Here is a 22,333-nt window from a genome sequence, read left to right on the forward strand (position 1 = left end):
GATGGAAACGGCATTAAAAACTGAATTGGCCCTGTACCGTGCCAGAGCGCAGCGCGGAAGGCTGCTATTGATGCTGGCTTCCCTGGTACTGGTCGGGGTGGGGCTTTGGGCCGTCACAGTCGGCAGCACGGCCATCCCCTTCCAGGATATACTGGCCATTTTGCAGGCAAGGATATTTGCACCGGGTAAAGCCGATGCCTATTCTGCTATTTACAACACCATTATCTGGGACATCCGCCTGCCGCGCATTATCATGGCCGGTTTCACCGGCGCCGCTCTGGCGGTGGCGGGCGCGGCCTACCAGGGTATGTTCCGCAACCCGCTGGCCGATCCCTATCTTACAGGCGTCTCACAGGGGGCGGCGCTGGGCGCCGTGGCCGGCTTTATGCTGCCGGCCGCCGTGCCGGCCGCCCTGGTGCCCGTGCTGGCTTTCCTGGGCGCCATACTCAGCGTGGCAGCCGTCTATTCTATAGCGAGGACCGGCCGCACGCTGCCCATCACCACCCTCATACTGGGCGGCGTGGCGGTGGGGGCGTTTTTAGCCTCGATCACTTCCTATCTCATCATCATATCGGATGAAAAAGTGCACGGCATCGTTTTCTGGCTGCTGGGCACCTTCTCCCTGGCTGACTGGTGGCGAGTGGCGGTCATGATACCCTACATTTTCGCCGGAGTGACGGTACTGCTGCTGATGGCACGCCCTCTTAATGTAATGCAGCTGGACGAGGAGCAGGCCGAACAGCTGGGCATAAATGTCGAGCGCACCAAGCTGATCATTTTAGTGGCAGCCACCCTTACGACTGCTGCAGCCGTATGCTTCTGCGGCGCCATCGGTTTCGTGGGTATCATCATCCCCCACGCCGTGAGGATGACCTGCGGGCCGGACTACCGCCTGCTGCTGCCCATGTCATTGCTGGGAGGGGCGGCCTTCCTGATAATGGCGGACACAGCCGCCAGGACCATCATGGCCCCCACCGAGATACCTGTGGGAATCATCACGGCCATTATCGGCGCGCCCTTTTTCCTCTACCTGCTCAATCAGAAAAAAAAGGCGGTGTTTTGATGCCGGTCATATCCCTGGTCAGAGCAGGTTTCCGGTACGGCGAAAGGACCGTGCTTCACGATATCACGCTGCAGACCCGGCCCGGAGAGTTCCTGACTTTTATCGGGCCTAACGGCTCGGGCAAGAGCACACTGCTCAAGGGCATATGCGGGCTGCTGAGGCCGTTCGAGGGTTCGATCAGCCTGGACGGACGGCCGCTGGGCAGCTATAGCCGCACAGATATCGCCCGTAATATCGCCCTCATGCCGCAGAGCGCTTCGCTGCCCGAACTTTTCACGGCCATGGAGATCGTGCTGATGGGCCGCACGCCGCACCTGGGGCTGCTCAGATACGAGGGCAGCAGCGATATTCTGGCAGCTGCCAATGCCATGGAGGCCACGGAGACCGCACGGCTGGCCGGCCGCCGCATCAACCAGCTTTCCGGCGGCGAACGTCAGAGGGTCCTGATCGCCCGCTCGCTGGCGCAGGAGGCCGGCATTCTGCTGCTGGATGAGCCCACGGCCAGCCTGGATATCAATTACCAGGCCGGCATACTGGATTTCCTTAAAAAGCTCTGCCGGGACAGGGGGCTCACCATCGTCGCAGCCCTGCATGACATCAACCTGGCCTCACAGTTCGGCGACCGCATTATCGTCCTCAAGGACGCCGCCGTTTATAAAGAGGGCGGGCCGGATGAAGTGATCAATAGCCGCACACTGCAGGAGGCCTTCGGCATCGGCGTCACAGTCTACCCCCACCCGGTTAACGGACTTCCTACAGCTATGATAACGTCAGCCGCTGAAGGGGAGCGCAAATAATGGAGCTTTCAGGCCTGTATATATTGTCCATCGCCCTTCTGCTGGATGCATTGATCGGGGAGGCCTCCAATGCCTGGCATCCCGTGGCCTGGCTCGGCAAGCTCATCTCCCTGGAGCTTAAACTCGAGCCGCCTGAAGGTCCCCGCCGCCAACTGTTATTCGGCGCCGTCATGGTCGTGATGACCTGTATCGCAATAGCCGTTCCTCTCTGGCTCGGCCTTACTTTCCTGCTCAGCCTCAATCCGGTCATTTACATACTTGTTTCAGCATATCTTTTCAAGAACACCTTCGCCCTGAAAGGGCTGTGGAAGGCCGTGGAAGACGTCAGGCTGTGCCTGCAACGCAACGATGCGGCGCAGGCCAGGCGGAAGGCAAAGTCGCTGGTCAGCCGTGATACCTCGGGGCTATCAGACGAACAGCTTATGTCGGCGGCCGTCGAGTCCTGCGCTGAAAACCTCTGCGACAGCTTCGTAGCGCCGCTTTTTTATTTCGCAATCCTGGGCCTGCCGGGAGCCCTGATATACCGTATCGTAAATACCTTCGACGCCATGATCGGATATCACGGACGCTGGGAATATACTGGTAAAGCCGCAGCACGCCTGGATGACGCCCTCAATTACATCCCCGCCCGTTTGAGCGCGCTGCTGATCGTAGTTGCTTCGGGCATCTGCCGGGCCGATGCCGGCGGTAGCTGGCGCACTATGCAAAAACAGCACGGGAGGACCTCCAGTCCCAACGCAGGCTGGACCATGTGCTCCATGGCCGGCTCTCTGGGCATCGAACTTGAGAAAAGCGGCGAATATACTCTCAACGGCGGCGGCGCCGCCCTGTCGAATGCTGTGGTATCTCGATCACAGGCTGTAATGCTGACGTCCGCAGGCATATGGGGACTAATGATTGCCGTGGTGGAGGCGCTGGTTGGGATTGCGCGCTAATCCCCACATACACAAACTCCCTCCCATCGAACACGGAGGAGCGGGCTACGCCGGTCTGCAAGATTCCGGCCTGCTCGACTTCAGCACCTGCTGCAATCCCTACGGGCCGCCTAAGGAAGTCTACCGCACACTGCGCGCAATAAATATCCATGACTATCCCGATCCGCATTCAGGTGAACTTGTGGCGTCTCTGGCCGGCAGCCTGGGAACGGCTGCCGACAGGCTCCTAGCAGGCAGCGGCTCGACCGAGATAATCAGGTTGGCCGCCCTGGCCTATCTGGCGGCGGGAGATAAGGTTGTCATACCGTCTCCAACATATGGTGAATACGCGCTGGCCGCAGCGATTGCCGGATGCGCTATCGTAAAATATAAACTGCGCGAAGATCAGGACTTCCGGTTGAGCCTGGATGACTTCGCTTCCTTCGCGCAGGCTCACAATCCGGGGGCAGTCTTTCTGTGCAATCCCAACAATCCCACCGGACAGCTTCTGCCTGAAGAGGACCTGCGCAGGTTTGTCAAAGGCTTGCCCGATACGGTGGTTATACTGGACGAGGCCTACATGGCGTTCACGGACGAATCAACCGGCGGGCTCGATCTGATGGACGAGCCCAACGTCTTGATCGTCCGCTCCATGACCAAGGACTTCGCGCTGGCCGGCCTGCGCCTGGGTTACGGCCTGGCCTCTCCCTCAATCATCAACAACCTGAGAAAAGTGCAGCCGCCCTGGAATGTAAATTCGCCGGCCCAGCGAGCGGGCATTGCGGCAACCGGATGCGGCGATTATGTCCGGCGTTGCAGTACCCGCATGCAAAAATGCCGCTCCTACCTCACGCGCCGGTTGTCAGGAATGGGATACAGGATTATGCCCACCGACACGCATTTCTTCCTGGTCAGGGTAGGAGATGCAGCCGGTTTTAAAAACCGGCTGCTTGAGAAAGGATTCCTGGTACGCGATTGCTCGTCCTTCGGGCTGCCGGCCTACGTGCGTATATCGCCGCGCCGCATGGATGACTGCAAAAAGCTGGCACAGGCTGTTGCGGGGATGGCATGGAAAGCGGACTACTGACTATACTGTACAATATTATCTGCGGAGGACTATATGTCGGAACAGGATTTTAAAGGTCTGGTACAGGTTTATACCGGTGACGGCAAGGGCAAGACCACAGCCGCGCTGGGGCAGGCATTGCGCGCCTGTGCGCAGGGATTGAGGGTGGTGTTCGTCCAGTTTCTTAAAACACAGCCCGGAGGTGAGCATTTTTTCGCCGACAAATACCGGCCCTTTGAGATCGTTCAGTTCGGCAAGGGCGACATTTTCAAGAAGGGAGAAGATCAACTGTTGACTGAGACGCGGCAGGCCTACGATTACGCGATGAACGCCCTGAGCGGGGGAAAGTACGACGTGGTGGTGCTGGACGAGATATTCATCGCCCACTGGCGGGGTTTCCTCAGCCTGGCGCAGATCATGGACCTGATAAAAATGAAGCCGGCCAACGTGGAGCTTATACTGACGGGACGCAAGGCGCCGCAGGAAGTGGTCAAGATGGCCGACCTGGTGACCGAGATGCTTATGATCAAGCATCCTTTTTCGGAAGGCGTCCATCAACGCAAGGGGATCGAATATTAAATGGTGAGCATAATGTCATTGCGAGGAGCGCCTATATTTATTTCGTCATTGCGAGGAGCGCAGCGACGAAGCAATCTTGTACTGCCATGCGGGATCACAAGATTGCCACGCCCTTCGGGCTCGCAATGACGATGTGGAAGTGAGGTTCGCAATGACGAGGTGGAAGTAGGTTCGCAATGACGAGGTTATTGGTATGAGCACTGAAATAGATGCCGCAGCTAAACTGCAACATCTGATCGGCCGGGTGAAGCCCATCGACCCTTCATTCCAGGAAGCTGCCCGGCGCAGGTTAAACAGCCTGACCAAGCCGCGCGGCAGCCTGGGAGCGCTGGAGGATCTGGCCGTGCAGATCGCCGGTATACGCGGCGAGGTCATTCCGCGCCTGAAGAACAAGGTGATTATTACTATGGCAGCCGATCACGGAGTGGCCGTCCGCGGCGTCAGCCTCTATCCCCAGGAGGTCACCTGCCAGATGGCCCTCAACTTCGCGGCCGGAGGCGCCGCCATCAATGTCCTCTCCCGCATGGTCGGAGCACGCGTGGTCATCGTGGATATGGGTGTGAAGGGCGGGCTGCCGTCATACGAAGGCATCCTGTGCAAAATGATCGATTTCGGCACCGATGATATGAGCGCCGGCCCCGCCATGAGCCGTGACCAGGCCTTAGACAGCCTGCTGGCAGGCGCGGAGGTGCTGAAAAACGAGTTGGCCGCCGGACTAGACATTGTGGGCACCGGCGATATGGGCATAGGCAACACTACCTCGGCCAGCGCCATCACTGCAGCCGTGACAGGCGCACCCGTGCGTGATGTGACCGGGCGCGGCACCGGCATCGGCGATGAACAACTGGAGCGTAAGATAGAGATCATCGAGCAGGCCCTGGCGGTCAACAGGCCGGACCCCAGCGATACCCTGCGAGTGCTGGAGAAAGTGGGGGGGTTCGAGATAGGTGGGCTGGCCGGCGCCATGATAGCGGGGGCGGCCAACCGCATACCGGTGGTTATCGATGGATTCATCTCGGGCGCCGCCGCCCTCATAGCAGCGGGCATCTGCCCTCAGTCCAGGGACTACCTGATCGCAGCTCATCTCTCGGCCGAGAGGGGACACGCCGCCTGTCTGAAACACCTGGGGCTGCGGCCTCTGCTCGAGCTCGACCTGCGCCTGGGCGAGGGAACCGGCGCGGCGCTGGGCATATTTTTAGCCGAATGCTCTGTCAACGTGATGCGCGATATGTCCACCTTTGAAGGCGCCGGCGTGTCCGACATTCCCGGGGGAGGCGCATGCTGAGCTTCCTGGCCGTGCTCCGTTTCCTGACCATACTACCTGCGCCGGCAGCCGATTCAGGCGCAGGCAATACGCGCCTGGCTGTTCCGTCGGCCGGGCAGCGCAGCGAACATGCCTCCGCAGAGATGAAGACCGTGCTCATCCTGCCCGAAACGTCGGCCGCAGATGAAGAGATACGTTCGGTCGGGCGTTCCACAATATATTTCCCGCTGGTTGGACTGATCATCGGACTGGTGCTCGTCCTGCTTTATATCGTTTTCCGCGCGGCCCTGCCGACGCCGGTGAACTGCGTCCTGCTGATAGGAGCGCTGGCCGTCATCACGGGAGCGCATCACATCGACGGCCTGATGGATACCTGCGACGCCTTCGCCGTTAACAGGACCAGGACGCAACGGCTGGAGATCATGAAGGACACGCGGGTGGGCGCCTTCGGCATCACAGGCGCCATCCTCCTGATGCTCTCCAAGTACATCTGCCTTTCAGCGGCCATCAGCGTATATGCCCTGCTGACCTTTCCCCTGCTCAGCCGCTGGGCCGTCACAGGACTGGTGCTGATCTTCCCCTCCGCCAGAGACAGCGGCTCCTTCTATGCGCTCAAGAGCGGCGCCGGCTGGGGCGGATTTATCGGCGCAACGGTCATAACGCTGGCAGCCGCCATACCGCTCAACGGCCTGCTGATCGGACCGCTGATCATGCTGGGGCTTTTCGGTCTGCTGTACTGCCTGGGTGTACTCTTCAGCCGTTTCTTCGGCGGCCTGACGGGCGACTGCTGCGGCGCGCTGATCGAATCCGGCGAGGTGATCACTCTGATCCTGAGCATCGCATCTCTCCGCCTGATGCCCTATATATCCAGCTATAATCTGTTCAAAATCACCCTTCCGTTTTGATTGAATATGACCGGCGATAAAAAAATAGTCCTGATTTTAGGAGGCGCCCGCAGCGGCAAGAGCTCGTACGCGCAGAAGACGGCGGCGGAGAGGGGCGGCAGTGTGCTTTTCTGCGCGACAGCCCGGCCCCTGGATGATGAGATGCGGGAACGCATAGAGGCGCACAGGCGGTCGCGCCCTGCCGGCTGGGACACGCTGGAGGCCGAAGACAACTTGTCGGCGGCCCTGGCAGATAAGACAGAAAGGTATGACACGGTCATAGTGGACTGCATTACACTGCTGGCCGCCAACTGCATGGGCGATACTGCCAGTGGCAAGCAGGCCGAAAAATCCGTCGAGGCCGAGGTGGACGCTCTCATCGGCTTTATGCAGCGGTCGCGCTGCAGTTTCATACTGGTCTCCAACGAGGTAGGCAGCGGCATCGTGCCGGACAACGCTCTGGCGCGTGTTTACAGAGACGCCCTGGGCAAGGCCAACCAGCGTCTGGCCGCATCGGCCGACGAGGTCATACTCATGACGGCAGGCCTGCCACTTAAGCTGAAATAGGCGCTTCTTAATAATCTATTAATAATCTTCGTACATAATCGGTGGTAGTGCGGGCAAGTAGAGCGCGTACGCGATGATATCGACAATGCTATGAATTGCTATTATAATACAGTTATAAATGCCCCCGGCCATACGGATTAAGATCGAGTGAACAGCTACAGGCGTATCCTTGCCGCGACCGTCAGGTACCTGTGCGTTTGCCTTATTTTAGCCTGCCTCAGTTTCGGCCTGTTTTACGGCAGGGCTGATGCGGCGCCGCCCGTCATCTATGGTTCACCGCCTAACGGAGTGGTGGGTACATCTTATAGCACCAGCTTCACAGCCACATGCAACAGCACCACCTGTTCCTCGCCTGTCTGGTCTATATCCGGCGTACCCCCGGGTCTGGTAGCCTCCGGCAGGACCATCACAGGAACACCAACAGCAGCGGGCACTTACTCTATAGATGTAACCGTCACCGACGCCACCTGGGGCAGTACTACCGAATCCTACATCATATATATAACCGTACCCGCCCTGATCTTCTCCACCACCAGTATACCCACGGCGGCCGTGAGGCAGGCTTATTCGGCCAGCATCGTCGCCACGGGGGGCACCGGCACCATCAGCTATGCCATGACCAGCGGCACGCTGCCGTCCGGACTTACCTTCAACAACGGCCAGATATCGGGCACGCCCGCCAGCGGCACGTCGGGAAGCTATTCCATCACGGTCACAGCCACGGCGGGAAGCTCCACCGCGCAGCAGACTTTCACACTGACCGTTGAGAGAGGAAGTTACGATGTGACCGTCAGCATCTCTTCCGGCCTGGAGGAGGGCCAGACCCGTGTCTACATGAACAATACGCCCAGGGCCACGCTGCGGGGTGGCGAATCGTACAAGATTACCGGGCTGGATCCCGACACAACATCGATAATATCGGTGGACAATATAGTAACGCCGTCGGGACGGACCGACATCCAGTACAGGGCGGAGTCCAACTCAGCCTCCGTCAGCGGCGGGATCAGTCAGCTGCTGTTCACGTACTATCCCGAATACGATATCGAGATCACCAGCAGCCCCACGGGCATAGCATCGATGAGCGGGTCCGGCTGGCACCGCGAGGGCAAGCCGCTCAACGTCAGTGCGCCGCAGGAGGTGGCCAGGGACGCCGAATCCCAGTACAGGTTCGCCTACTGGGTGACGCCGACAGGTGAAAAAATCAGCTCGGCTACTCTCAACACCGTGGTCGAGGCAGCCGGCAAGTATATTGCGACCTACGATATGTATTACAGGCTGACCGTGGATTCGAAATACGGCAATACAACGGGGGGAGGATGGCAGAAGGCCGGCAGCACCGTCAAATGGAGTGTGTCCCCGGAAGAGGTGGCCATGCCCGGAATCGCCGGCTTCTTCGGCGGCAAATTCAGGGCGCTGCTCACCTCGGGTTCCGCGCTTATAGAGGGGCCGAAGACCGTTACCGTGCAGTGGGATCCCGATTACTCGACGCCGGCGGTTACAATACCCATAACCGTGCTGGTGATCGCCGGGCTCATCTACGGCATCTATGCCCTGACCCGACGCGGCCGCGTGCCGCAGCCGGTCAACCCCTGGGCTACACAGGTACAACAACCACCACCGCCACCTCCTCCTCCTCCGGTCTATTACCCGCCTTATCCCACTATGCCCCCACCACCCCTGCAGCCGCCACCGGCCGCTATACCTCCGCAGACAACGGTGGTTATGATCGGAGAAGGTCTCAAGAGGCCGCAGAGCACGCGCGAACAGCTCATGGAGAAATTCGGCGAGTTGCTGCAGAAATACGAGGATGAGCTGTCCCAGGGCCGTGAGCTGCCGGCGCCGACCCTGCAGGAGCTGCCCGAGATGGCCACCATGATCGATAAGAAGGAACTGCCCGCGCCTGAATATGCCGGCGCCGTCGACTCCACGGCAAAGGAAGAGTCGACCGTGGAGGAATGCGGCTCGACCTCCAAGAAGCTGTTGCGCACCGTCGTTACGCAGTGGAAGAACGCCGCTATCAAGCCCATTACAGTGATACCGGGCGACAAGAAGAGCGCAGCTATGGCGGGCGGAAGGACGGTAACCTGGACGCGCGAGTCATACAACGAATGGGAACTGCATATCTGCAAGCTGCCGCTGGGGCACAAGGGCATGCACAAGGGCGTTACCGAGATCGTCTACAGCTTGATTGATACCATCAGCGAGGATATCAACTACGGGCCCAAACAGCCGCTTAAGCCACCCATCCCGCACTACACCGACGGGATGCCCGAGATCAATATCCCTGCATCGCAGATCATACCTTCCGACCAGTTGCCGGCCTGAGCAGCCATAAACTGCGCGCCCGGCTGAAACGTTCTATAATCATCAGTAGCCGATGTTTAATCTCATGAAACGCATGGTCGGGCCGTCGCTGGCGGCACTGTCCCTGGCGCTGTCCCTCTCGCTTTTATCCGTGCCCGCGCAGGCCGGACGCATGATCTGGAGCGCGGTGGACACGCCAGGCAACCAGTTCAACGTCGTGGCCAGCCCCAGCGAAATCAACTTCCTGGCTCAGTCCAGGGACGGTCGCACTTTTTACGCTTCCGATACATCGCAGAGCCGGCTTTACCGATCGGACGACTCGGGCGCGAGCTGGCTGGAGATCGGCGGCAACCTGCTGGCAGCCGGGGCCGAGCTTCCCGCCTGGAATATCGCAATTTCTCCCGATAACTCTCAGTTTGTCGCTGCGGTAACCAGTTCGGGAAACCGCCCCAGGCAGGTTTACGTCTCGCAGGACGCAGGGCAGACCTGGAACGACACTGCTTTCCCTGCTGCATCCGATATCGGCGCTCTGGCCATATCCCCTATTTACGGAATTTGCGATATCGCAGCCGGCACCCGTTCAGGCGGGGCAGGCGAAGTCTATATATACAAGGTCGGCAGTATGGGCGGCGCCTGGGCCGCACAGGGGTTCGGCGGGGACGTGCTCTCCATTCGCTTTCCATCGTCCTACCGGGCAGACCCTTCCATAGCCGTGCTCTACTCCACGGCGGCGGGCACCTACTTCAATGCGGGCATACATGATCTGAACGCCAATACGACCGACTGGGCTACGGTCTTCAGCGGCAATCCTCCCGAGATAACGGTAAGCGGGGCAGGCGGCTCACCCGGAGCCGCGCAGGTAGTCAGCGGATGTCTTCAGCTCACGGCGGATTACTCGGGACAGGCCCCCGCATTGTGCCGGGCCTACCTGAGCATCGACGCTCCGGGCGGCAATGCCGGCATATTCAGGGTGGACGACATCGTGGTCTACCAGCTAATGGCCTCGCAACCCAACCGCCGCATCTCCAGCATAGCCTATTACGGCACCTATTCGGGCGGCAAGCTGCTGGCAGGAGCGGTCACAGGGGACGCCGCACAGGGCACCGTATTGACATGGTTTACCGACACTCCCATGACCTGTCCTACCGCCTGCTGGTACCAGACCGAAAAACCGCCTACCGGCGCCGGCGCCTCCAGCTACGGCAATGCCATTGTGATGTGGTCACCTGAAGGCAGCCTCGCCTACTGCGGAACCGCATCGGCACAACTCAACAGCGCGGCCGCCTGGCCGGTAGCATACCTCACCGGCGCACCCCTTGACGAATCGGCCTTCTCACTGAGTAAAGATAACGGGAAGACCTGGAATCAACATAGTCTCATCGATACACAGATAAGCTACCTCTCTGACGTGGCCGTCAGGGCGGATTCAAGCACGATCTACCTGGCCTCGATCAATGAGTCCGGCGCAGGCCTGGACAGCGTCTGGCGCTCAGGTGGATCGGCCACGGGCAAATCGTGGGAGCGCGTGCTCTGCCTGCCCGCGGCACGCAACGATATCATACTGCGCATGAGCAATTACGGTAACGATGGGGCGATTTTTATGTCCTCGCGCGGCACGGACGATCTGCGCCAGTCGCAGGATGGCGGACAGACCTGGAAGGCGCAGCTTCCGGCAATGAATGTGACCGACTTATCGGTCACCACCATCGATGATACGCGCTATCTGTATGTTCTCTCCGCTACATCCATGCGCAGGGCAAACGCGTCAGCGCCGACACCCCACTGGTCGCAGCAGGCGGCCACCACACTGAGAGGTTGCCACACTATTTTCGCCGCGCCCAACGGCATTGTGGTGGTGGGAGGCAACAGCTCCGACAGCAGGGTGGCCGCTTCGTCCGGCGTCGGCCAGTTCACTGTTACAACAGATTTGCCGTCCCCGGGCAATGTACACACAATCTTAGATTACAGGCACACCGCATTGATATACGCTGCCGGCGACGCGGCCGACAGCGATATCTACTACTGGCTTGTCGGCTACAGCCGCGACTGGGACATCATGGCAGCGCCCTCGTCCGGCTTCTGGGGCCTGGCCCAGATGGGCACGCTCTACGGCGCCTCCTCCGTTGCGGGCGGGTCTTCCGTAGACAGGACCCTGTATGCGGAAGCTCTGGGACCTCCCAATATCGAATGGGACGTGCTGACCACGGGACTGCCGGCGGGAGTGGCTTTAACGCGGGAGCCTGTGTCGCTAAAACTGTCATCGGGCGTAAACCTGTGGGCTATAGACAACAGGCCTTATGATTATGCGGCGGGCACGGGAAGGCTGTGGACCTTCTGCGACTGTCTCTCCCCCACACCCAGGTACAGCCTGCCGACTCCATTGCCTGCACAACAAGATGTCACTCCCGGGCCATCCCTTCCCGTAGTACCCCAAACACCTGCGCAGCAGACTGAAATTCGCGGGACGCCTGCACCGGGGCCATCGGAAAACATACAGTCTCCGCCGGCGACCACGGCGCCGCCCTCCTCAACACCACCACCCGATAAGCCTGCGCAGTCCGGCGCCGCTGATAACGGCACGCTCAACCTGGCCGCGCTTTTCGCCAACGACATCTATCTATGGATATGCGCCTTGGTGGCCATACTGGTCATCGTGCTGATCATAGTATTGATCGCGACGTCGATCTCACGCAGGCGTATTTAGCGTCTCTCCATCACGGAAGCGGTGATGCCGTTCTCGTGTTACGCTCCGGGCTGCGGGTGCCGCAGGGCTTTACGCCTGGCGATCACGGACTGTGCCGCCTCACGTCCACGCTTGAGTGCCGAAAGATAGATCGCCCTGAGGTTCTGTGATTTGAGCTTCTCGCCATTGGCGCACCACTGGTAAATGGCCTGCCCGATTGTATAGGTGCCGGCGTAAGCCACGGCGATCTTGGGTATGATGCCCCATGCCGGTATCAGCCCGACCAGCATCCTGGCCAGCTGTCTCCAGAGAAACGCGCCGCCTATCACGGCGCTCATCTTGGGCACGGTCTCCTTCCAGTCTGCCGTCAATCCCATGGCGAGGGATATCTTATAGGCCATGAGGGCCTGGTTCTTGGTCAGGATCACCATGTCGGCTATGTTGAGCGGCAGGTCGAGAAATATGTTGATCTCGGCCAGGCCCGTGGTAAGGCTGTAAGTGCTGTTGACCAGGCATGTATCATCGATCAGTTTGCGGCAGACGGCTTCGCGCAACATGGGGACGTTTCGCGCAAGCTGAACCTCCCGCCCGGGGCAGGCGCGCAATATGGCCGGCGCCAGCACTCCGGTAAGCGACTGACGGTCGCCTGGATTCGCAACCACCGTCTCCGCATCCCACCAATCCCGCGCATCTTTCGAAATAACATCTCCGTCCTGCGGCAGATCGCTCCGGCCGTAACAGACGACTACGGGGATCTTATCGCGCCGCAGCTGTTTAAAGACATCTCTCTCCCGGGCGCAATCATCGCTGCCGCCAACCATCAGTATAGCCAGAGTGCAGGCGCCAAGCGGCATCTCGGCATTGAGGCTGCACTCACTCACCCTGGCTATAATTCCACTCTCCTGCGAGCGCGGCCCGGTGAGCAACTGGCTAATCAGTAAAGATCTTCCCGTATCCTCTCCACCCAGCACGGCTAGATGAAAGGGTGATTCAGCCTGCCGGCGGATGGCATTGAGGTCCACTTCGCGCAGTAGTTTGAAGCCGGCTGCCAGGTCAGGCCACTTGGGCATGTATTTCCTCCACAACCTAAAGTTTAGCGCAACCCCTTTCTTATGGCTATAAACGGGCGGCGGCGGCGTGTTAAAATCTGTACAAGGAGCATCAGACATATGCAGAAAAAGAATTATCAGGCTATTCCTCTGTCGATTAAAACAGAGAAGAGTAAACTGAAGGCTGACCTGGAGCTGCTGCGGACCAGGGCGCTGGAGCTGGGTGCGGCGGGCGCCGAGATCATACGGGCCGACCAACTGGTGGTGGATGAGCGCGTCAGGTTGAAATGTTTAATACCGCGTTGCCTGCGGGCCGGCGAGACGCCGAACTGTCCTCCCAACGCGCCCGACCTCGACCTTGTCAGAAAAGCCTTTGCCCGATACTCCTACGGCATATTGATTAAAACGCTGGTGGAGCCTCTGGAGGACTATGCGCCGGGCAAATCCAAGGACAGCGGCGGCACCGACCGCAGCCTGCTCTTTCACGCGAAGACCGCAAAAATCATTTACGAGATCGAGCGACTGGCCTACCAGCACGGATATGCGCTGGCTATGGGTCTGGGTGGAGGGTCCTGCAAGGATTACCTCTGCCACGGCCTGGTCTGCCAGTTCAAGGACAGCGGCAGGTGCCGCTTTCCCCTCAGATCCAGGCCGGCCATGGAGGCGCTGGGCATCGACGTGGTGGACATCATCGGCAAGGTTGGATGGAACGCCTACCCGCTGCTGGGCGAGGCCAGTGAGATCCCCTGCGCCACCTCCGTGGGGCTGGTGCTGATCGACTGAAACAAGGAGGATGATATGGCCAGAAGCGCAATGGAGATAACCGAGGATTTCCTGTCGGACGATCCCAAGACATGGGGCAAGCTGGCGAGCGATATCACCTACCGGCGGCTGGAGCTGCTGCTGCTGCGCGAGATATTAATGGAACTTAAGAGGCTGAATCCGGGCAAGCCTGATTAGCCCATAAGCTGATTTACGGCCACGAGACGATTACCTGCGCAGGCGGCCGCGGTTGCCCCACCATCCACCGCCGTAAGCGGAGATATCAATGATGAACCCCAGTATGACCAGCGCCCAGGCGAAGGGATTGGCCATGCCCATATACAGATAGACGATTACATAGAATAACGCCGTATAGGGAAGAAAGATTATTCCCAGCAGCGGAATGATGAAGTTGGCGCCGAAAACCCTGGTAACCATATCTGAGAACAGCCACATGCAGACGAGTGCGAAGCGCGGACCGATCAACAGGAAAAGCGTGACAAAACAGCACATGGTGCCTCCTCCTTGCTTGATGTAATGGCATATTATTATGACAGATTTTATTTTATTATTACAGCGCAGTATCCTGATACATCGGCCCTGAATATAAACGACCGATGCTATAGAATATACGGATTAATATGCTGGCAAACTGGAGATCGTCGCCGTTTCTGGCGCTGGCCGCGCTGGTAGTAATTACCGCGGTCTGGGGCTACACTTTTACCATCGTACAGGCGGCTGTCGAACTGATGCCGGTCATGGATTTCATGGCCTGGCGCTTCGCCGCCGCTGCGCTGGTAATGCTTGTAATCCGGCCGCAATGCCTGCGCGGTATCACACGTCAGGAACTGCTGCGCGGCGCCGGGCTCGGCGTCGCGCTCGGGCTCGGCTATATCACGCAGACTTACGGTCTGCTGTATGCCTCCGCGGCGGTGTCCGGATTTATCACCGGCATGTTCGTGGTGCTGACGCCGGTCATGGCCTGGATCATCCTTCGACATAAAACAGACGGTAAAACCTGGCTGCTGGTCGCGCTGGCCACCATCGGAGTGGCCCTGCTCAGCCTCAACGGATGGTCGGTCGGCCCCGGCGAATTGCTAACGCTTGCATGCGCGGTACTTTTCGCCATACATATAGTCGGTCTGGGCGAATGGTCCCCCTATTATGATCCTTATACTTTTGCCTTCCTGCAGATCGCCACTGTGGCTGTAATCTCCTTAATTGCCGCGCTGCCGGGCGGCTTTACCCCGCCGCCAAACACAGAAGTCTGGATAACCATAGGAATTACAGCGGTATTTGCCACAGCGCTTGCCTTCATCGTGCAAACCTGGGCCCAATCCCTGGTATCACCCACGCGGGCGGCCATCGTAATGACTATGGAACCCGTGTTTGCCGGATTTTTCGCCGTCGTTATCGGAGGAGACCAGTTGACATTTAGGACGCTGCTGGGAGGAGCCTGCATCGTGGCAGCCATGCTCATCATCAACCTGAGGTCCGTGCACGCCACTCCCAGGGATACCTGAAACTGCGGCTATCTCATTAATATACATTTCCCCTTACCTCAATAGTAGGATAGAATCTTTTTATACTATACTGTTAAGCGGAAAAGACATGGGAGAGATGACTCATATGATTAAACGGTTGTACGATCACATTAATATAAAACTCACGTTTATTATGCTCTGTGTGTTTCTTATATCAGGCGGCTGCTCAGCGCCGGGCCCGGAGGGATTCGCCGTTTACCTCACCGAAGGAGATATACCCCCTTTAAAGATGCCGATCATGAGCCATGTCGATCTCGCAGAGCAGCCCGTCATCTCGACCAAAGACATCGTCTCGTACAATGTTATAACGCATGAAATTTTACTGACTGCGGATGTCTTCGTTCGCGTCTCCAGCCTGCATGTCCCCACCAGCGGCAGGTCGTTTATGGTCTGCGTCGACCGTCAACCGATATACTGGGGCGCCTTCTGGACGCCGTTATCGTCCCAGTCATTCGACGGCATCACCATAATGAAACCGCTTGGCTCCAGTGATTCAAGGGTCATTAAAATCGAGCCCGGCTATCCATCGGCTTCTTACTTCAATGGCGAAGACCCCAGAAATAATCTGGAGGTAATAGGGTCGCTGCAACAGGCCGGTAAGTTATCGGTCATAACATCGGAATACCCTGTGGACACGCTTCCGCATTCCCTCAAAGGATACGAGCTGTATTCCTGGCCGATTAACGGACTGTGGCATTTCACGCTGGTTACGGGCACCAACCGCGAAAAAACACTGGAAGAGATAATCAGCACGGAAAACATTGTCTCCGCAGAGGGATGGGTACATGTGCAGGTGGCAGGATTGGATGCGCTGATAACCCTGCTCGGCAGGCTTCCTCAAAACGAGCATGTCCTCTGGCTTGCAAAGCTACGGCCGCAGCAAACTCCGCAATCCACTATTAACATCATGCTGCCCGCTTCAGAGATTATCGACACTATCAGGGATCACGCCAGGCAGTATGGTTTAAACTTCGTAGCACCGGCACAATAATCCAGCACAATATGACATCGCATTGACAAAGAATTTCTGCAATAATATCCTGACTATTAGAGGCGAGGATGTACGTGATATGGTCAGCAAGTATAGCCATATGAGTTACGTATAAAAGATATTAACAAATACCGGAATTAATGATCGACAGTTGATTAAGGGAGGCAGTATGAAGCCGTCTGATGAGAAGCGCTATGAGAAACTCAGTCCATTTGAGCTGAAAGATAAGCTCATTAAAATCGCAGGTACCAACCATGAGCGTATGATGATGAATGCCGGGCGGGGCAATCCAAACTGGATAGCCGTTACGCCACGATCAGCCTTCTACGAATTGGGTATTTTTGCCAACGAAGAGGCTCTACGCAACGTAGATTTGCCCGCCGTGGGCATGTCTCCTTTGAAGCCCGGCTCGGCAAGCAGGTTAAGACATTACCTGGATCAGCATCAATCCTCACCCGGCGCGAGATTGCTGCGTGAGTCACTGGATTATATCAGGGACGTGCTCACGATAGACGAGGATGACTTCACCTACGAAATGGTAGATGGCATTTTGGGCGACCATTATCCCGAGCCGGACCGGATGCTGTCGTTCTGTGAGAAGGTAGTACAAAAATATCTTGACCAGGAGATGTTCGCGGGCAATCCTCCACCAGGTAACTTTGACCTGTTCGCCACCGAAGGCGGCACGGCCGCTATGGACTATATCTTCACCAGCCTCATGGAGAACCATCTATTACACAAAGGGGACACTATTGCTATCGGTACGCCGATCTTCACACCTTATATTGAGATACCCAGGCTGAATGACTATCAGTTTGTCGAGCTCGAGATAAAACAGAACGAGGATAAATACTGGCAGTATACTGAGCAGGAAATAAACAAACTGGCCGACCCGGCCGTCAAGGCCTTCTTTCTGGTGCATCCCTCCAATCCCACATCGGTAGCTATAGATGATTCTACTCTGAAGATGCTCGCTGATTTAGTGCGTACCAAACGCAAAGACCTGATCATACTTACCGATGATGTATATGGCACGTTTGTCAACGGGTTCCGGTCTATTGCCGCCGTTGCGCCGCGCAATACCATACTCGTATATTCGTTCTCCAAATACTTCGGCGCCACGGGCTGGAGACTTGGGATCATTGGCATTCACCAGGATAATGCCTTCGATAAAATGATTGCAGCTCTGCCCGGTGAAACAAGGGCCGGTTTGCGCCAGCGTTACAGCACCGTAGTGCTTGAACCCGATAAAATGAAGCTGATAGACCGAATGGTGGCAGACAGCAGATCGGTGGCTTTGCATCATACCGCCGGATTATCCACCCCTCAGCAGGTGATGATGGCGCTGTTTTCACTCTACTGCCTGCTGGATAAGGAAAATGTCTACAAGAGAGTTGCTCAATATATCGTCGCGCACAGGTTTTCTACGCTCTATGACTCCCTGGGGGTACCGGCGCCGGAGAACAAATACGATGCTCATTACTATACCACCATAGACGTTCCTGCGCTGGCCAGACTACGCTATGGCGAGGAATTCACGCGTTTCCTGGTTAATAAGCACCAGCCCATAGATTTCGTGGTGAGACTGGCTGAGGACAAATCCATTGTGTTGATGGATGGCGGCGGATTCGATGCGCCGGAGATGTCGGTTAGAGTATCACTGGCCAACCTCCCCAACGCTACCTATTCGGCCATAGGTAAAGAGATCAGCGAGCTTCTCGATACATACTACAACGAATGGCGGCAATCGAAGCGTAAATCATAGTCGTTTTACACTGACGTAAACAGGGGGTGTCTCACGTGGAACTTATTGTCAATATCTGCCGCAATAACCCTGAGATTGTCCTGTTCCTGGCCATGGCCATTGGCTATGCTCTTGGCAAAATCAAATTTTTCGGCATAAGCCTGGGCGCCACAACCTGTACGCTGTTGGCTGCGCTGGTATTGGGACAAATGAACGTAGAGGTGTCCCCTCTGTTAAAAACAGTGAGCTTTGCGCTGTTTATGTTTGCCATCGGTTACAGGGTGGGGCCGCAGTTCTTCGGTGCACTGAAAAAAGACGGCCTTAACTATCTCTGGATATCGCTTATAGTATGCTTTGCGGGACTGGCGGCCGCAATCTTCCTCGGCAAGCTGCTGAATTTTGACCAGGGCACCACGGCCGGCCTGTTCGCCGGCTCAATGACCCAGTCGGCCGCCATCGGCACGGCCGAAGGCGCCATTGCCCAATTGCCCGTCAGTGAAGCGCAGAAAACATTGCTTGATGCCAATGTAGCCGTGGCCTACGCCATTACTTACATCTTTGGAACAGCCGGTACCATAGTATTTCTGAAAATGGTTCCCCGCATGATGCGTATAAATTTGAAGCAGGAGGCCCGGAAGCTGGAAGAGCAGATGAACGGTGGCGCCGCTGCAGCGGATAAACCGGAGCTGTTTTCCTGGTCCAGGCAGCTTGAGCTGCGCGCCTATCGAATACCGGCAAGCGGCATAGCCGCTAAAACAGTCAGCCAGCTGGAGTCTCTATTTCCCGAGAGGGTTTACGTAACCAGGATCAAGCGTAACAGCGGAGTAATCAAGGTGGAGCCCGATACAATCATACAGGCTGATGATCTGATCGCTCTGTCAGGCAATGCCAAATCGCTGCTGGCGGCACCACGGCTGATAGGCCCTGAGATTGATATCGCCGACATTGCTGAAGTTTTAGGCGAGGTTATGGAGGTCTGCATCCTGAATAAGAAGGTTATTGGCCAAACGTTGGGCGAACTCAGCAAGAGCAAGCAGGCTCATGGTATATTCCTGAGCAGGGTAACACGCCAGGGCCACGAAATTCCCATAACCCGCGATACCGAAGTGCATAAGTGCGACGTCTTCCAACTAATTGGCGTAAGAGAGGATGTGGAGAGGGTGATCAACTACCTCGGCTACCCCGAACGACCCACCAATATTACCGACCTCGTTATGCTGGGCCTGGGTATTGTTCTCGGCACATTGCTGGGACTGATCGTATTGCACGTGGGTAACCTGCCGATTACGCTGGGAGTGGGTGGGGGCGTGCTGGTATCCGGACTGGTCTTTGGCTGGTTGCGCTCGATACACCCGACTTTCGGACAGATTCCAGGGGGAGCACAATGGCTGCTTTCTGACCTGGGGCTTAATCTGTTCATAGCCTGTGTAGGGGTATCTGCCGCAGTACAAGCGGTGCAGGCCTTCGAGACCACCGGATTGAGTGTATTCCTTGCGGGCGTGGCACTATCCCTGCTGCCAATCATACTCGGCCTGCTCTTCGGTCGCTACATACTGAAAATGAACATCGTATTGTTGCTGGGAGCGGTCTCCGGCGCAAGGGTGATAACGGCAGCGCTTAACACACTACAGGAAGACGCCGATAGTACCGCTCCTGCCCTTGGCTACGCAGTACCTTACGCTTTCAGCAATGTGATCCTTACGGTGTTTGGCAGCGTAATAATAAACGTCATGGCATGAGAAAGACTGGGGATATGCTCAGAACCATCACCACATATGCACCCATTTTCTGATCTCCGTCATGATTATTATGGTCTTTTTCTCTACGCCCTCCAGCGAATTGATGCGGTTATTGAGGAATTCCGAGAAAGCTTCAATAGATTCAAACCACGCCCATACGCCTATATCGTAATTGCCGGCCGTTAAAAGCACCTGCCTGACCTCGTCCATGTCGGAGAAGTAGTCTGCAATGCGGTTTAGCGCGCCGTTATCCACTTTCAGTGCTATTACAGAGGTGATCATTTTACCCAAACGAACGTTGGGGAAAGCCTGTATATGTATTACGTTATTACTTAACAGATTATTTATTCTGCGCCTGATAGTGGCAGAGCTCATGTTGAGGCTTTTAGCCAGGCGGGTATTGCTCTGATGCGCATCCTTTTCGAGCGCAGAAACAATCTTCAGGTCGATGTCGTCCACCGGTTTGCCGGTTGTTTGAACAATCCCTCCAGCCCGCGATAGATTAACAAACGCATATTTCCTGTATTCCGTACAGATTGCAGTGTCTGTCTCCAGCACCCCGTTCATCGTGTATAGCACGGTGTTTAAAAATTTGGAATACGCTTCCACTGTGACAAACCAGCAGACCATTATCATGTTGAAGCGGCCGGCGGCTAATGCCAGAAATCCCACTTCTTCTTGTTTTGTCAGAAGATCAGCCGTGCGTGAAATGGCATTGTTTTCAACTTTCAATAATATTGCGACGGTAAGTGAAGTTCTGGCCCGGTTGATCTGTACCGCCTGGATACGTATGATATCGTCCCTGATCAGCCTGTTAACCCTGCGCCGAACCGTAGGCGCACATATATCGAGCGCTTCAGCCAGTTCTCTGCTACTCATAGAGGCATCCTTCTCCAGTGCGGCAACTATTTTTTTGTCGATATCATCTATGTGCTTCATTGTCGTTATTAGTATCATATACTACTTGTTTTGTAAAAGAAATGATCAATTTGTTCATATTTCATATCAATTGAATAATTTTACTAAATATTAATGAACAAATCATTGACTTGCGAAAAAACAGTGCTATTATGCAGATACCTTCAATAATTTAACCCAAGCGCAAAGTGCAGCGATAATATATTTATCGAGTTGGGGATAGATGAACTCAGTGCTTGAAGATATCAGGGTTTTGGACCTGACTGACGAAAAAGGCTCTCTCTGCGGACGTATACTCGCCGAGATGGGAGCCGATGTTATAAAAGTTGAAAAACCGGGAGGTGATGCCTCCCGCAGGATAGGCCCCTTTTATCAGGATAAACCTGATCCGGAGAAGAGTCTGACCTGGTTTGCATACAATTTGAACAAACGGGGTATAACTCTTGACATCGCTTCAAACAATGGATGGCCGATCTTCCTCAAGTTAGTTAAAAAGGCGGACATTGTCATCGAGTCCTTCCCTGTCGGCTATATGCAACAAATAGGCCTCGATTACGTCGTGCTTAAAGCAATGAATCCCCGGATCATCATGACCTCCATCACTCCTTTCGGTCAGACGGGCCCCTACAAGGATTTCATTGCCTCGGACATCGTCGTTCAGGCCATGAGCGGGTATCTGCATCTTTGCGGGGACCCCGACCTGCCTCCCATGCGTATCAGTATTCCCCAGGCGTACCTTCATGCCGGCGGCGAAGCTGCTACGGCAACCATGGTTGCCCTCTATCACAGGGAAAACAGCGGCGAAGGACAGTATGTGGATGTTTCGGCGCAACAGAGCATGGTCAGGAATACCGTAAACGCCGTTCCACTATGGCTGACCTACGGTGAGATACTGGAGCGGTCAGGAGCATTCAGAGTCGGTCTTGGTAAAAACTTGCGCGCGCGGCAGACATGGGCCTGCAAGGACGGATTTGTAAACTTCCTCTTTGTCGCGGGAATACTGGCGTCGGTGGCCGGATCGTCGGGATTAGCGGAGTGGCTGCAGGAAGAGGGTATTCCAACCGATTATGAAAACAGGTTAAAAGATTTCGATATATCCAAATTCACGCAGGAAGAGTGGGAGGAGATGGAGGCCCCGGTGGCCAGGCTCTTTTTGAAACATACAAAACAGGAGCTGTTTGACGAGGGTAATAAAAGAAGGGTCAGCATCTGCCCGGTCCATTCACCGCAAGAGTTAGTGGCTTATCCCCAGCTGGAAGCCAGGGGATTCTGGACGGAAGTGCGGCACGAGGAGCTGGACGCTTCAATCAAATATCCCGGAAGCTGTATCAGGTTCACAGAAACGCCCAACCCCGGGCTGCGCAGAGCGCCCCTGGTCGGCGAGCACAATCTGCAGATATATCGTGACGAGCTTGGATTATCCGCCGCAGAGATCTCCCGTCTGCAGAAGCTGAATGTCATTTAA

General features: G+C 56.4%; 20 protein-coding genes. 17 read left to right on the forward strand and 3 right to left on the reverse strand.

The genetic code is table 11. From position 1 onward, the window contains the following. The first annotated feature begins 1 nt into the window (after window position 1). The 10 genes from WC359_04835 (at window position 2) to WC359_04880 (ending at window position 12,142) form a co-directional block, all read left to right on the forward strand. On the forward strand, window positions 2-1,063 hold the full coding sequence (locus tag WC359_04835; protein ID MFA5399744.1) for an iron chelate uptake ABC transporter family permease subunit: 1,062 nt from the start codon (window positions 2-4) through the stop codon (window positions 1,061-1,063). After that, complete coding sequence (locus WC359_04840) at window positions 1,063-1,860, forward strand: ABC transporter ATP-binding protein (protein ID MFA5399745.1); 798 nt, start codon at window positions 1,063-1,065, stop codon at window positions 1,858-1,860. Before WC359_04835 ends, WC359_04840 begins: the two co-directional genes overlap by 1 nt. After that, window positions 1,860-2,795, forward strand: coding sequence for a cobalamin biosynthesis protein (locus WC359_04845; GenBank protein ID MFA5399746.1), 936 nt, complete (start codon window positions 1,860-1,862; stop codon window positions 2,793-2,795). Before WC359_04840 ends, WC359_04845 begins: the two co-directional genes overlap by 1 nt. Further along, window positions 2,779-3,861, forward strand: a complete 1,083-nt coding sequence (locus WC359_04850; protein ID MFA5399747.1) for a histidinol-phosphate transaminase — start codon at window positions 2,779-2,781, stop codon at window positions 3,859-3,861. The genes WC359_04845 and WC359_04850 overlap by 17 nt, the downstream gene beginning before the upstream one ends. Window positions 3,862-3,894: 33 nt before the next feature. Beyond that, window positions 3,895-4,419, forward strand: coding sequence for a cob(I)yrinic acid a,c-diamide adenosyltransferase (locus WC359_04855; protein ID MFA5399748.1), 525 nt, complete (start codon window positions 3,895-3,897; stop codon window positions 4,417-4,419). Between the two features lie 193 nt (window positions 4,420-4,612). Then, window positions 4,613-5,704 carry a nicotinate-nucleotide--dimethylbenzimidazole phosphoribosyltransferase gene (gene cobT / locus WC359_04860; GenBank protein MFA5399749.1) on the forward strand — a complete coding sequence of 364 codons (1,092 nt, stop codon included), beginning with the start codon at window positions 4,613-4,615 and terminating at the stop codon, window positions 5,702-5,704. After that, on the forward strand, window positions 5,698-6,588 hold the full coding sequence (locus WC359_04865; GenBank protein ID MFA5399750.1) for an adenosylcobinamide-GDP ribazoletransferase: 891 nt from the start codon (window positions 5,698-5,700) through the stop codon (window positions 6,586-6,588). Before cobT ends, WC359_04865 begins: the two co-directional genes overlap by 7 nt. Before the next feature lie 6 nt (window positions 6,589-6,594). Next, on the forward strand, window positions 6,595-7,134 hold the full coding sequence (gene cobU / locus WC359_04870) for a bifunctional adenosylcobinamide kinase/adenosylcobinamide-phosphate guanylyltransferase (GenBank protein ID MFA5399751.1): 540 nt from the start codon (window positions 6,595-6,597) through the stop codon (window positions 7,132-7,134). A gap of 147 nt (window positions 7,135-7,281) precedes the next feature. Continuing rightward, window positions 7,282-9,459, forward strand: coding sequence for an Ig domain-containing protein (locus WC359_04875; GenBank protein MFA5399752.1), 2,178 nt, complete (start codon window positions 7,282-7,284; stop codon window positions 9,457-9,459). Window positions 9,460-9,523: 64 nt separating this feature from the next. Continuing rightward, a complete protein-coding gene (locus WC359_04880; protein ID MFA5399753.1) occupies window positions 9,524-12,142 on the forward strand; it encodes a hypothetical protein in 2,619 nt (872 codons plus the stop codon). A gap of 38 nt (window positions 12,143-12,180) precedes the next feature. Here WC359_04880 and WC359_04885 read toward each other — a convergent pair whose 3' ends face one another. Continuing rightward, window positions 12,181-13,191, reverse strand: coding sequence for a hypothetical protein (locus tag WC359_04885; GenBank protein ID MFA5399754.1), 1,011 nt, complete (start codon window positions 13,189-13,191; stop codon window positions 12,181-12,183). 99 nt (window positions 13,192-13,290) lie between these two features. On the opposite strand from WC359_04885, the gene WC359_04890 reads away from it, so the two are divergent. Both WC359_04890 and WC359_04895 read left to right on the forward strand, forming a co-directional pair. Continuing rightward, a complete protein-coding gene (locus tag WC359_04890; protein MFA5399755.1) occupies window positions 13,291-13,953 on the forward strand; it encodes a DUF2284 domain-containing protein in 663 nt (220 codons plus the stop codon). Window positions 13,954-13,968: 15 nt separating this feature from the next. Next, window positions 13,969-14,130, forward strand: coding sequence for a hypothetical protein (locus WC359_04895; protein ID MFA5399756.1), 162 nt, complete (start codon window positions 13,969-13,971; stop codon window positions 14,128-14,130). 30 nt (window positions 14,131-14,160) lie between these two features. Here the strand turns inward: WC359_04895 and WC359_04900 are convergent, their stop codons facing one another. Further along, window positions 14,161-14,445, reverse strand: coding sequence for a hypothetical protein (locus tag WC359_04900; GenBank protein ID MFA5399757.1), 285 nt, complete (start codon window positions 14,443-14,445; stop codon window positions 14,161-14,163). A gap of 128 nt (window positions 14,446-14,573) precedes the next feature. Here WC359_04900 and WC359_04905 point away from each other — a divergent pair, with 128 nt between their 5' ends. From WC359_04905 to aspT, 4 genes are all read left to right on the forward strand, one after another. Then, window positions 14,574-15,455 (forward strand): DMT family transporter, encoded by an 882-nt coding sequence (locus tag WC359_04905; GenBank protein ID MFA5399758.1) that lies wholly within the window; start codon window positions 14,574-14,576, stop codon window positions 15,453-15,455. Between the two features lie 106 nt (window positions 15,456-15,561). Next, window positions 15,562-16,467: a hypothetical protein gene (locus tag WC359_04910; protein MFA5399759.1), complete on the forward strand. Its 906-nt coding sequence runs from the start codon at window positions 15,562-15,564 to the stop codon at window positions 16,465-16,467. Window positions 16,468-16,636: 169 nt separating this feature from the next. Beyond that, entirely contained in the window at window positions 16,637-18,232 is a 1,596-nt protein-coding gene (locus WC359_04915; GenBank protein ID MFA5399760.1) for a bifunctional aspartate transaminase/aspartate 4-decarboxylase, read from the forward strand. A gap of 35 nt (window positions 18,233-18,267) precedes the next feature. Continuing rightward, window positions 18,268-19,950: an aspartate-alanine antiporter gene (gene aspT / locus WC359_04920; protein MFA5399761.1), complete on the forward strand. Its 1,683-nt coding sequence runs from the start codon at window positions 18,268-18,270 to the stop codon at window positions 19,948-19,950. A gap of 27 nt (window positions 19,951-19,977) precedes the next feature. Here the strand turns inward: aspT and WC359_04925 are convergent, their stop codons facing one another. After that, entirely contained in the window at window positions 19,978-20,889 is a 912-nt protein-coding gene (locus WC359_04925) for an Lrp/AsnC family transcriptional regulator (protein ID MFA5399762.1), read from the reverse strand. A 202-nt stretch (window positions 20,890-21,091) separates the two neighbouring features. On the opposite strand from WC359_04925, the gene WC359_04930 reads away from it, so the two are divergent. After that, a complete protein-coding gene (locus WC359_04930) occupies window positions 21,092-22,333 on the forward strand; it encodes a CoA transferase (GenBank protein ID MFA5399763.1) in 1,242 nt (413 codons plus the stop codon).

Source organism: Dehalococcoidia bacterium, assembly GCA_041653995.1.
Taxonomy (GTDB): domain Bacteria; phylum Chloroflexota; class Dehalococcoidia; order GIF9; family UBA5629; genus CAIMUM01.